14 protein-coding genes are annotated in these 10,915 nt (G+C 61.9%); 1 reads left to right on the top strand and 13 read right to left on the bottom strand.

The features are described from left to right. Positions 1–135 precede the first annotated feature (135 nt). Positions 136–1,158: a glycosyltransferase family protein gene (locus tag QO005_RS15120; protein WP_307158878.1), complete on the top strand. Its 1,023-nt coding sequence runs from the start codon at positions 136–138 to the stop codon at positions 1,156–1,158. Here QO005_RS15120 and QO005_RS15115 read toward each other — a convergent pair. The 13 genes from QO005_RS15115 to ccmA form a co-directional block, all read right to left on the bottom strand. Further along, entirely contained in the window at positions 1,119–1,979 is an 861-nt protein-coding gene (locus tag QO005_RS15115; RefSeq protein ID WP_307158877.1) for an amino acid ABC transporter permease, read from the bottom strand. The two genes, QO005_RS15120 and QO005_RS15115, sit on opposite strands and share 40 nt — an antisense overlap. Before the next feature lie 10 nt (positions 1,980–1,989). After that, on the bottom strand, positions 1,990–2,796 hold the full coding sequence (locus tag QO005_RS15110) for a basic amino acid ABC transporter substrate-binding protein (protein ID WP_307158876.1): 807 nt from the start codon (positions 2,794–2,796) through the stop codon (positions 1,990–1,992). 77 nt (positions 2,797–2,873) lie between these two features. Then, positions 2,874–3,782, bottom strand: a complete 909-nt coding sequence (gene copD / locus QO005_RS15105) for a copper homeostasis membrane protein CopD (RefSeq protein ID WP_307158875.1) — start codon at positions 3,780–3,782, stop codon at positions 2,874–2,876. Beyond that, a complete protein-coding gene (gene copC, locus QO005_RS15100) occupies positions 3,779–4,147 on the bottom strand; it encodes a copper homeostasis periplasmic binding protein CopC (protein WP_307158874.1) in 369 nt (122 codons plus the stop codon). The genes copD and copC overlap by 4 nt, the downstream gene beginning before the upstream one ends. A 10-nt stretch (positions 4,148–4,157) precedes the next feature. Then, on the bottom strand, positions 4,158–4,931 hold the full coding sequence (locus tag QO005_RS15095) for an ABC transporter ATP-binding protein (RefSeq protein ID WP_307158873.1): 774 nt from the start codon (positions 4,929–4,931) through the stop codon (positions 4,158–4,160). Next, positions 4,928–5,995 carry a FecCD family ABC transporter permease gene (locus QO005_RS15090; protein ID WP_307158872.1) on the bottom strand — a complete coding sequence of 356 codons (1,068 nt, stop codon included), beginning with the start codon at positions 5,993–5,995 and terminating at the stop codon, positions 4,928–4,930. The genes QO005_RS15095 and QO005_RS15090 overlap by 4 nt, the downstream gene beginning before the upstream one ends. Then, a complete protein-coding gene (locus tag QO005_RS15085; protein WP_307158871.1) occupies positions 5,992–7,098 on the bottom strand; it encodes an ABC transporter substrate-binding protein in 1,107 nt (368 codons plus the stop codon). Before QO005_RS15085 ends, QO005_RS15090 begins: the two co-directional genes overlap by 4 nt. 251 nt (positions 7,099–7,349) lie before the next feature. Then, entirely contained in the window at positions 7,350–7,787 is a 438-nt protein-coding gene (locus tag QO005_RS15080) for a hypothetical protein (RefSeq protein ID WP_307158870.1), read from the bottom strand. A gap of 97 nt (positions 7,788–7,884) precedes the next feature. Further along, entirely contained in the window at positions 7,885–8,502 is a 618-nt protein-coding gene (locus QO005_RS15075) for a DsbE family thiol:disulfide interchange protein (protein WP_307158869.1), read from the bottom strand. 5 nt (positions 8,503–8,507) lie between these two features. Continuing rightward, entirely contained in the window at positions 8,508–8,672 is a 165-nt protein-coding gene (gene ccmD / locus QO005_RS15070; protein WP_307158893.1) for a heme exporter protein CcmD, read from the bottom strand. Next, positions 8,672–9,436: a heme ABC transporter permease gene (locus QO005_RS15065; protein ID WP_307158868.1), complete on the bottom strand. Its 765-nt coding sequence runs from the start codon at positions 9,434–9,436 to the stop codon at positions 8,672–8,674. The genes ccmD and QO005_RS15065 overlap by 1 nt, the downstream gene beginning before the upstream one ends. Positions 9,437–9,505: 69 nt before the next feature. Next, on the bottom strand, positions 9,506–10,165 hold the full coding sequence (ccmB, locus tag QO005_RS15060; RefSeq protein ID WP_307158867.1) for a heme exporter protein CcmB: 660 nt from the start codon (positions 10,163–10,165) through the stop codon (positions 9,506–9,508). Beyond that, a complete protein-coding gene (gene ccmA / locus QO005_RS15055) occupies positions 10,165–10,809 on the bottom strand; it encodes a heme ABC exporter ATP-binding protein CcmA (protein WP_307158866.1) in 645 nt (214 codons plus the stop codon). Before ccmA ends, ccmB begins: the two co-directional genes overlap by 1 nt. Between the last annotated feature and the right edge of the window lie 106 nt (positions 10,810–10,915).

The raw sequence follows: 10,915 nt of genomic DNA, 5'->3' as shown, positions 1-10,915 counted from the left end.
GTTTGAAAATGATCGGCATTTCCTGCACCTTTCCTCCTACTCAGACACAAAATACGCCTTGCAGAACACCCATCCTGATTGAGTTTTGACCCTAAGCAAACGTCCGCTCTGTTCCGCAACGATCTCTGGATCCCGATGTCCCAGCTCTCGATTGTCATTCCCAGCCGCCGTCCTCTGCAAACGGCCCGCTTCGCTCTTGAAACGGCTCTGATTTATGCGGAAAAATGCAATGCCGTGATGATTGTTTCCGATAATTCCGGGGATGCGAAGAAAGCCGAGTGGCTGGCGTCGCTTGGCCCACGGGTCAGGCGGCTCGACTCGGACGCGCCGGATGCCGTTTCAAACCTGCTGCATGCTCTCCGGGCCGTGGAGACACCTTTTCTCATGCCGATGGGAGACGATGACGCTGCGTTCGTCATGGATGGCTTGGCGCCGATGTCTCTGGCGTCCCTGCCTGGGGATGTGGTGGCTGTGCGCCCGCAGACCGTGACCTGGGCTGACGAGAGAGGTGTCACCAGACGTGCAACCTTTGCCTTCGACGGTGAGACGCCTTCCGCACGGCTTGATGCCTATATGCGTCATTCCGGAGGCAACAATGCGCTTTATTACAGCCTTTACCGCACCGACATCTTCCGCGATCTGTGGTTTTATTTCCGGGACTACCATCCGACGCGCGGGGCTTATGCGGATTGGGCTTTCGTTTACGCCTTCCTCAGCTGCGGCAAGTTCCTTCATGATCCTGCCCTCCTCTATCTCTATGACGTGGCGCAATGGCAGAGGGAAGAGGATCTGAATGCCTCACTCAATGCTCTTTTTACGGCTGTCGGATTGCCGCTTCGCGCCGCGGATCTGATGATGCTGCTGACCTTTGTCGATTGGTACGGCTTTCTCTGCTGGTCCGGCCTGCCGCTTACGCCTGCCGATCGCAGGGAGGCTTCCTTGTTTTCCGCCAGGTCTGTTTTGGGAAGTTTTGTCAATCGTGTGGAGAAGGACCCGGATCGCTACTCGCCACTGGAGCGCAACTACTGCCAGTCGCTAAAGCGAATGAATGACGTTCACGAAGCCTTTCATGCCGCTCTGCCGGTTCTGGACGCGCTGAAGCCGGGTCTCGGCGAAGGTTACAGGCGCTTTGCGGAGGCGGGTGGGCTGACACCCTGATGGGCTGGTCCCTGCCTTTGCCGGAGGCGGCGTTCCACGCCCCGCAAGGCCAGTGACAGGCCGATGGTCAGCAGCAGATAGAGATAGGCGACGATCGAATAGGTCTCGAAAAACCGGAAGGAGCCGGAGGCGTAGATCTTTCCGGCCTGGCTGATATCGGCAACGCCCAGCACGGAGACGAGGGATGAATCCTTCACCATCGAGACGAAATCATTGGAGAGCGGGGGAAAAACCACCCTCAGCGCCTGTGGCAGCACTACCAGCCGGAAGCGCTGGCTGCGGCTCAACCCCAGGGATTTCGCCGCCTCGATCTGGCCATGGTCGACCGACTGGAAACCGGCGCGAAAGATTTCCGCAATGAAGGAAGAGTAGCCGATGGACAGCGCGATGATGGTCCGCCACATCAGCGAAATGTCGCGCACCACCAGGTCGTCCATAAGCCCTGCGTGAATGAACGGCTGCGCGAGGCTGTTGTAGAGCCAGACAAAGCCCGGCGCGCCGACGAAGGCGATGTAGAACAGCAGCACCAGAATGGGAATGCCGCGCAGCAGTTCCACATAGAAGCGCGCGACCTGACGCAGCAGCAACGATCCGGAAAGCCCGGCCAGCGCCACCAGCAGGCCCATGAGGGTTGCGAGCGAAAACGCGACCAGTGTCACCAGAACCGTGACGCCAATGCCCCGAGCGACGGTGGTGAAGACCTGTGTGTAGAGATCGTTGACGGCGATGAGCGCAGCCAGTCCTAGGGCCGCCAGCCCCATCATCACCAGCCACCAGGGAAAATCCTGGGTTCCCGCCTGTGGCGTCCTCTGGAGCGCCATCGGCTTTAGCCTATTCGCCCATCTTGTAATCGACGAACCACTTCCTGTTCAGCTTTTCGAAGGTGCCATCGGCCTTGAGGGCGGCAATCGCCGCATTGACCGGCTTCACCAGATCGGACCCCTTGGTGAAGATGAAGCCGAAATCTTCTGTGCCCAGTGGTTCGCCGACGATCTTCAGGCTACCGCCCGAAGCATCCACATAGCCCTTCGCCGCCGTGCTGTCGCTCAGCACCAGATCGACGTCACCGGTTTTCAGCGCCTGGACGGTTGCGCCAAAGGTTTCGAACAGCTTGATGCGCGGGTTCTGCTCATTGCCGTCCAGCACTTCGTAAACGGAGGCATAGAAGGGGCTGGTGCCGGGCTGGGCGCCGATCAGGCCCTTTTCAAAGCTTTTGAAGCTCTTGGCATCGGTGAAGCGCGTTTCGTCGCCGCGCACCAGCATCAATTGCTGCGAGCGCATATAGGGGTCGGAGAAATCCACCTTCTCCTTGCGGTCTTCCTTGATGGTGATCCCGGTCATGCCGATATTGTACTGGCCGTCGGAAACGGCCTGGATCATCGCGTCCCAGGAGGTGTTCTGGTATTCCACCTTGAAGTTCAGCCGTTTGGCGATTTCGTTCATGGCGTCATATTCCCAGCCGATGGCCTTGCCCGTCTTGGGATCGATGAATTGCAGCGGCGGATAGGCGTTTTCCGTCACCACCACCACCTTGCGGCCACCGAGATCCGGCAGGTCTGCGGCCAAGACAGGCGCGGCGCAAAAGGGCGCGGCGATGACGGCGGCGAAGAGGGCAAGGAGGGGGCGGCGAAACAGCATGGGAGGTCTCCTGAATTGGGCGAGTGACACTGTCACACAAGCGCGGTCCTCTTCAAGAGCCAGATGGTGCATTGCATCTATCCCGCCATGGGTTCCAGGCTGGAGAAAAAGGTGACGGTGGCAATGGCGGCCAGACCGAGCACAATCTCCAGGAGGGAGCCCCGCGCCAGCCATCGGGCCGCCCGGACGGGATCGCGGCCCATGGCAGGCACGATGACATAGCGGTTGACAATGGCGATCACCGCCATGGTGCTGACGATCAGCACCTTCAGCCAGAACAGTTGCTGATAGGCCGAGGAAAAATCGAAGGGCCAGCCACCGAGGGTGAGCAGAACATTCAAAAAACCGGTAAAAAATGTAAGGGCGACCGCCCCATGCCCCAGCGTGGAAAACCGCATCAGGCCATGCGCGGCGCTAGCCCGGGTTTCTTCCCTTCCCAATAGCGCAATCAGCAACAGGACCGGGACCAGTCCGCCGAGCCAGCCTCCGGCCATCAGAAGATGGAGGATATGATTGGCTTGGTGCCCGAGACCTTCCCAGCCATCCCCTGCGCCCGCATGGCCGGTCAGTGCCAGACTTGCGAGAACAAGGCCGAAGGATATGCTGGCAATCATGGGCTGATATTCGATGGCGCGCTTGCTTCTTGCGAGTAGGGCCCACAGACAAGCGGTAACGACCCCGAGCCCGGCCTGAAGGGCAACCCCGCGTCCGACGGCGGACAAGAAGATGACATCGCCGAGAAAGGCCGGTGATGTCACGTCACGCCAGCCCGCGCCGAGGCTTGCGGCCTGCGCCAGCAGCCTGAGCGGCCCGGCCAGCGCAAGAAGGATCAGCAGCGACACCGTCAGGGGTTGCAACCGCCTGCGGATATGCCGGGCCAGGTCCTTTTCCACGCCAAGCCATAGAAAAACCTGGCCGCCCCACAGAAGCAGGGCGGCGGTATCGAAGGCAAAACGGCTGACGAGGAGAAGCTGATCGGGGTTCACGGTGCGATGGTGAAGGTCAAGGTGCCATTGGTCTTGTGTCCGTCCACCGACAGCACATGCCAGTTGACGGTATAGGTGCCGGGTTTCAACGGCTGCGGCACGGCCACTTTCAGCACCTTGCCATCGGGGCCAAGGCTCGCATCGCCGGTCTTGATCTTTTCCGCGCCGGAGGAAAGGTCGATGCCGCTGAATTTCACGTCCAGCGCTTCGGTAAAGGTCAGGCTGATGTCGCTGGGCGAGGTGGCGCGTTTTTCCTTGTCCGCCGGGCTTGCGGCGGAAAGATGGGCATGGGCGAAGGCCTGCCCGGCCAGAACGAGGCTGGCGGCGAGCGAGAGAAGGCCAAGGCGGACACTTTTGTGTGGCATGGGTTTTTCCTTAGGGTTGCTGGGTATGAAGAAGAAAGGGCTGGCTGGCGGTGAGCGGTACGATGACGGGACCGTCATCCACGTCGGTCAGAATGCGCGCCTCGATGCCATAGGTCTGGCGCAGCATGGTTTCGGTGATGGCGGTTTCAAACCGGCCCTGGGCGACAAGCGTGCCCTGATGCAGCAGAACCACCTGATCGCTATGGCGGCCCGCCAGGGTGAGGTCGTGGATGGCAATCAGCGCCACCGCGCCGTTCTGCCGGACATAGCTGCGGAGGAGTTGCATGACGCGCATCTGGTGAGACAGGTCGAGGGCGCTGGTGGCCTCGTCCAGCAGCAGCAGCCGGGGCTTGCGCATCAGCCGCTGGCCGAGCAGAATCAATTGCTGCTGACCGCCGGATAGCGTCGTCATCGGTCGTTCGGCAAGGTGGGAAAGGCCAAGGGCCGCCAGCATCTCACCGGCGGCGGCGTAGTCTGCCGGGCGCAGCCTGAGGCCAAGCGCCTCATGGCGGCCAAGCAGCAGCACTTGCAGGGCCGTCAGCCCGGCCTCGACCCGGCAATGCTGCGGCATATAGCCGATCTCGTGCGTTGCCACGGGTTTTCCTTTGCAAAGCATCTTGCCGCGAAACGGCAGGGTGCCGCCCAGGGCGGCGAGCAGGGTGGACTTGCCAGCGCCGTTCGGGCCGATGCAACTGATCACCTGCCTCTCGGGCAGAGTGAGGGTGATGTCTTTGACGATGGTCTTGCCGCCGCGGGAGACCGAGAGAGCACGAATATCGATCATCGCACCCTCTCCCGTCCCTGGTGGAGCACGAGGCCGAACAGCACCGGAACACCGGCAATGGCGGTGACGATGCCGACCGGCAGCGCGCCGCCCGGGGAAATCACCTTGCCAATCAGCGAGGCAGCGATCAGCAGCACGGCCCCGGAAAGGGCTGACAGCGGCAGGCTGAGCCGGTGATCCTCCCCCACCAGCGCCCGGGCGAGATGCGGAGCGATCAGGCCGATAAAGCCGATGGTGCCGACGAAGGATACGGCGGCTGCCGTGAGAAGCGCCACCATGATGAAGCTTTGACGGCGCAGCCTTTCCACCTTCAGGCCAAGACTTGCGGCATTGGCCTCGCCCAGCCGCAGCATGGTCAACTGCCAGGCGTGGCAGAGCGCCCAAGGCAGGGCCACAGCCAGAATGCCGCCCGCGATCGCCACGCCCTGCCATGTGGCCTTGAGCAGGCTGCCGAACAGCCAGAAGACGATCTGTTGCAGCACTTCAGGGCTTGCGAGGAACTGCATCAGCGCCTGCAGGGACTGGAAGAAGAACATCACCGCCGTGCCCGCCAGCACAAGAATGGCGGGACCGGCTCCGCGCATCATCGCCACCGCATAGACCATGGCGCAGGCGATCAGCGTCATCACGAAGGCGGCAAGCGGCGTCAGCAGATAAAGCGGCACGGCAATCAGGCCGCCAAGCAGAATGGCGAGCGCTGCCCCGAAGCCGGCGGCGGCGGAAAAGCCGAGCGTAAAGGGGCTGGCAAGTGGATTGTCGAGAATGGTCTGCATCTTCAGCCCGGCAAGGCCAAGGCAGCCGCCGACGATGGCGCCGAGCAGCGTTTGCGGCATGCGCAATTGCCAGAGAATGATGGCATTCATCCGGTCATCGCCGTCAGGCCCCGCAAAGAGCGCGGTGATGAGCGTCTGGAGCGGCAAGGCCGAAGGGCCTGTCGCCAGATCACCGATCATCAGGGCCAGAAGCAGTAGCGCCATGCCGCCGAGCATCATGCCCTGCCGCCGGCTGGTCCGGCGGCAGGCCTCCTGCAGGGGCGCTGCCGGGGAGGGTAGGGCCATGCTCATTGGCTGGACGCATCATAGGGCAGCATGAACACGCCATCCGCCTTGATAGGCAGCCAGGCTGCATAATAGCGCCGCAGGTTTTCCGCCGGATCGACATCCTGGAAAGCGTCGGGATAGAGTTGCTTGGCGATATACTGGGCGAAGGTGTAATCGTAGAGCGTGCGCGCACCGCCATGATAGAGGGCATGCACGCCGCCCGTCTTTACCGCGGGCAGTTCCTGCCAGCCGGGGCGCTGCAGATAGGGCTTGATGCGTGCGCGGGCGAGATCCGGCGTGCTGCCGAAACCGATCTGCACCGATTGCGGGCGGCTCAGCCATTCCGACCCGGCGAGGAAGATCAGGTCCGGCCTGGCGCTCAGCACATATTCCGGGCTGAGCGGTCCCCAATTGCCGATCTGTCCCTTGGCGATGTTCTGGCCGCCGAGCTTTTCCACCAGCGCCCCCCACATGCTGTCGCCATAGGAATTGCCGATCTCGCCGGCACCCTTCTGCGCCAGTTCCACATAGACCTTCTTGGTGGTGGGGCCAGCCTTGGCGATACGGCGATCGATATCGGCCATGGCGGCCCGGTAATTCTCCGCCAGTTGCTCGGCGCGGGCCTCCGTGCCCATGGCCTTGCCCAGCGCCAGTGTCGAGGCGACATGCCGGTTCACGGTCTGGCTGTTGTAATCCAGCGTCACTACCGGAATACCCGCCTCCTCAATCCGCTGCACATTGCTGCCCAGCGCGTCGTAGGACCAGGCCGCCAGCAGCACCAGATCGGGCCGGGCGGCGATGACTTTTTCGACGGAGAAGGTGCCGTCTTCGGTGTTGCCGACATCCGGCAGGGTGGAAAGCCGGGGCAGCGCCTTTTCGTAGGCGGCAAACTGGGCGGGCCGCCAATCCTTCCAGGTGGACAGGGAAAGCGCCACAATCTTGTCCAGCGCGCCGGGACCGGCGACCGCCAGATAATCCTCATAGTAAAAGCCAAGCACCACGCGCTCGGCCGGCTTGGCAAGCGTCACCTGCCGTCCCTTGACATCGGTCAGGATGATCTCGGCCCGGGCCGAGGGGGCGACCAGCAGCGCCAGCGCCATCAGCGCATTCGCGAAAAACAATCTCATTCAAGCAATCCAAAACACTGTGAAGATGGAGGAATCAACCACTGGTAGAATATGCGGTTGATGTTTGCCAGCGGAAACGAATGCCCCGCGAGGGGCATTCCGCCGGTTCAATCCTGCCGGACTGTTACAGCGCCGATCTCATTCAATCAGATCGAAAAGCGGTCTAAGGACGCTGTAACACTTTAAATCTGCTGCATAATTTTCACCTTACATCGATTCCGATTCCAGGAATCATGCAGTAGGTCCGGCGTTCAGGCAGTGATGGAGGGTGGCCCTCGCGGCTTGCGATGGGCGGAGAACGAGGATGTCTGCGGATTTTCGCGGTCAGGCTGCCCTATCGCGCCGCCCAGTGCCACAAGGTGATGGCTCAGCGTGGCGGGCGGTGCCGGAAGTGCGGCGCCCGACTGAATACGGCAGGCTTCGCAGCCCTGGCTCTTCAGGTCGTGGTGGGTACTGGAATGGTCCTGCTTTTGCCCCGCAGCACCAGCGGCATGGTCATGCCCTTCCTGCAGCGGATCGCAGATATCGGGACGGGTTCCATCCGGCAAAAGCGGGATGGCCAGCTCTGCAATAGCGGCTTCGGCGGGTGGCAGGACGGGCAGCCGATGGCCAAGCCCAAGAGCAATCAGCGCCAGCACGCAAAGGGCGTGCACGGCAAGATGCCAGCGCTTGATCCGTCCTGTGGCCATCCCCGGTCCTTCGTTTATCGAAGCTTGGTTATGTCAGCGGTAGCAGCACGTCTTTCCACTGGCAATATGATTGGAGTGTCTGTGGCCTTTCGCCGCGCTACGATGACGGCTTCTGCTGCAAAGCCTTGTCAATCGCCGGGTAAAGACCTTGCTCCAGCGACTCGGCATCGAAGGGGCCGACCCGCTTGTAGAGAATAGTACCATCCGGCCCGACCAGATAGGTTTCCGGAATGCCGTAGACGCCCCAGTCTATGGCTGCCTTGCCCTTGGGATCGACGCCGATGGCCTTGTAGGGGTTGCCCAGTTCGCCCAGGAAGCGCAGCGCATTGTCGTTGCGATCCTTGTAATTGATGCCCACCACCGTCAGGCGGGGGTCGTTTGCCAGTTGCTTGAGGAAGGGATGTTCCTGCCGGCAGGGTACGCACCAGGAGGCAAAGACATTCACCAGCGTCAGCTTGCCTGCGACGAAGCTGCTGGTCAGGGGCGGCAGATCCGATCCCTCCAGCGGCGGCAGATCGAGCGTCGGGGCTTTGGTGCCGATCAGCGCCGAGGGAATTTCGGCGACATTCTTGCCGTGAAAATCCTGATCATAGAGCATCTTGCCGGCAACGCCCGCGATGATGAGAAAGATCAAAAGCGGCAGGGCGGCCATCGCATGGCGCGAGAGCGGTTTTTGCCGCTCGGGTTCGGATGGGCGGGAGAGATTCTCCTCCATGGTCTTCACCCCTGTTCAGCGGTGGCGGAGCGGCGGCGAATGCCAGCCGCTTCCAGCGCCTTCATATCCTTCTGCCGGGCGCGACCGTCCAAAAACACCCAGAGGATAAGACAGACAATGATGAAGAAAGCCGCTCCATAGGCGCTGTAGATATAGAAGTCGTGGCTCATCATTCCCCCCGGGCAGCCATGCGGGCGGAAAGCCGCCGCTGCGCGGCAACGCGCCGCCGCCAGATTTCATTGCGCATGGCGGCCAGATGCAGCGTGAAGAACAGCAGCGTGAAGGCCAGCGCCATGACCATGAGCGGACGCAGGAATTCCGGATCGATGGTGGGGCCGCCGAGCCGCATGACGCTGGCCGGCTGGTGCAGCGTGTTCCACCATTCCACAGAAAACTTGATGATCGGAATGTTGACGAAGCCGACCAGAATGAAGACGGCGCTGACCTTTGCCGCGCGGCTGGCATCGTCCATGGCGCGGTTGAGCGCGATCAGGCCGAGATACATCAGGAACAGCACGAAGACCGAGGTGAGACGTGCATCGCCCCAGGCCCACCAGGTGCCCCACATCGGCTTGCCCCAGAAGGAGCCCGTGACCAGGGCGATGAGCGTGAAGGCAGCCCCCAGCGGTGCTGCCGCCTTGTGGCTGACATCGGCCAGCGGATGCCGCCAGACCAGCGTGCCGATGGCCGACAGCGCCATGATGGAATAGCACATCAGCGCCAGCCAGGCGGCGGGAACATGGATATACATGATCCGCACCGTGTAACCCTGCTGGTAATCGCCTTCCGTGGTAAAGCTCAGATAGAGGCCGACCGCAAACAGAAGGGCGGTGATCACCGCCATCCACGGCAGAATAAGCCGGACCAGCGCCAGAAACCGCGTGGGGTTGGCGAGATCGCTGAATTTCGTAATGGCAAGGCTCGTTTCGCTCATGCTGCTTTCTACCCTGATCCGCAATGGGTCGCAATTGATCCTCGTCAAACCGGGGGCAGGAAAACGGCGTCAATCGGCAGCTTGCCTAAGCGCCAGGGCCGCCGCAAGGGGGCCGATGACTGCGAAGATCATCGTCAGCGCCACGAGAAACAGGAAGGGTGGCAGGAAGGGGGCCGGATCTTCCACCGCGGCATAGGATGCGCTGACGCCGAAGATCAGCACTGGAATGGCAAGCGGCAGAACCAGAATGGAGACCAGCAGGCCGCCGCGCGGCAGCGCCACCGCCACCGCAGCCCCTGCCGCGCCGATGAAGGCAATGGCCGGAGAACCAACCAGCAGCGTCAGCATCACCGCGCCAATGGCCACTTCATTCATGTTCATGAACAGGCCGAGCAGGGGAGAGGCGATGACCAGTGGCAGGCAGGTCGAGGCCCAATGGGCAAGGCATTTGACAAAGACCGTCGCCACCAGCGGCTGCTCCGGCATCAGGAGAAGGTCCAGCGTGCCATCGTCGCGGTCGGCCTGAAACAGCCGGTCGAGTCCGAGCAGCGCCGACAGCAGCGCCCCGATCCAGACAATGGCCGGGCCGATGCGCGACAGGAGGTTCATATCCGGGCCGACACCGAAGGGAATGACCGCCACCACTGTCAGGAAGAACAGGATGCCGATCAGCGCCCCGCCGCCAGCGCGCACGGAAAGCTTCAGATCGCGGATGAAAAGCGCCAGCATCAGAAAGCCTTTTCCAGACTGGTGTGATCGAAGCCTTTCATTTCCAGCCTTTGCGGAGCGTCCAGCCCGAGCGGTTGGTGCGTGGCGGCCACCACCAGACCACCTGCGGAGAGATGGGCGCGCACGAGGCTGGAAAACAGGCTATCCGCCGCCGAGTCGAGCGCCGCCGTCGGCTCGTCCAGCAGCCAGACGGGGCGATGCGCCACCAGAAGCCGCGCCATGGCGAAGCGCCGCTGCTGACCGGCGGAAAGATAGCCATAGGGCAGGTGGGTGATGCCGCCGAGCCCGACCCGATCCGCCGCCTCTTCGATGGCGATGCCGCAGCCCTTGTCATGATCGCCGAGAAAGGTTTTCCAGAAAGCCAGATTTTCCGCAACCGTCAGTTCCGCCTTCATGCCGTTGCGATGGCCGAGATAATGGCTGAACTCCCGTACCGGGCGGGGCTCGTCACCCGGTGATTCGCAGAGGGCTTCCCCCATCTCCGGGCGCATCAGTCCCGCCAGAACCCTGAGCAGCGTGGACTTGCCCGATCCGTTTCGGCCTGTCAGCACCAGCGCTTCGCCCTTTGAAAGCACAAGGGAAATTCCGCTGAACAGCAGATCCTCCCCCCGTCGGGCCGCCAGATTCCGGGCGATCAGCCGCATGTTTACCCCGCCTTTACGGAAAGCATCGCGCTTTCAAAAAATTCTGCCTTCGGACCGTTTGCCGGTCTGGAACAGTTCTTAGAAATTATCTATAAGACCTGCAACC

The organism is Allorhizobium paknamense, from assembly GCF_030815125.1.
In the GTDB taxonomy this organism is placed as follows: domain Bacteria; phylum Pseudomonadota; class Alphaproteobacteria; order Rhizobiales; family Rhizobiaceae; genus Allorhizobium; species Allorhizobium paknamense.
Note: the sequence above shows the minus strand (reverse complement) of the source record. Positions and strands in the feature narration are given on the sequence as shown.

Coding starts and splice junctions, on each gene's coding strand:
- copC (WP_307158874.1), bottom strand. CDS start 4,147: ATGCCACACAAAAGTGTCCGCCTTGGCCTTCTCTCGCTCGCCGCCAGC.
- QO005_RS15075 (WP_307158869.1), bottom strand. CDS start 8,502: ATGGAGGAGAATCTCTCCCGCCCATCCGAACCCGAGCGGCAAAAACCG.
- QO005_RS15095 (WP_307158873.1), bottom strand. CDS start 4,931: ATGATCGATATTCGTGCTCTCTCGGTCTCCCGCGGCGGCAAGACCATC.
- QO005_RS15110 (WP_307158876.1), bottom strand. CDS start 2,796: ATGCTGTTTCGCCGCCCCCTCCTTGCCCTCTTCGCCGCCGTCATCGCC.
- QO005_RS15065 (WP_307158868.1), bottom strand. CDS start 9,436: ATGAGCGAAACGAGCCTTGCCATTACGAAATTCAGCGATCTCGCCAAC.
- ccmB (WP_307158867.1), bottom strand. CDS start 10,165: ATGCTGGCGCTTTTCATCCGCGATCTGAAGCTTTCCGTGCGCGCTGGC.
- QO005_RS15085 (WP_307158871.1), bottom strand. CDS start 7,098: ATGAGATTGTTTTTCGCGAATGCGCTGATGGCGCTGGCGCTGCTGGTC.
- ccmA (WP_307158866.1), bottom strand. CDS start 10,809: ATGCGGCTGATCGCCCGGAATCTGGCGGCCCGACGGGGGGAGGATCTG.
- QO005_RS15080 (WP_307158870.1), bottom strand. CDS start 7,787: ATGGCCACAGGACGGATCAAGCGCTGGCATCTTGCCGTGCACGCCCTT.
- QO005_RS15115 (WP_307158877.1), bottom strand. CDS start 1,979: ATGGCGCTCCAGAGGACGCCACAGGCGGGAACCCAGGATTTTCCCTGG.
- ccmD (WP_307158893.1), bottom strand. CDS start 8,672: ATGAGCCACGACTTCTATATCTACAGCGCCTATGGAGCGGCTTTCTTC.
- QO005_RS15120 (WP_307158878.1), top strand. CDS start 136: ATGTCCCAGCTCTCGATTGTCATTCCCAGCCGCCGTCCTCTGCAAACG.
- QO005_RS15090 (WP_307158872.1), bottom strand. CDS start 5,995: ATGAGCATGGCCCTACCCTCCCCGGCAGCGCCCCTGCAGGAGGCCTGC.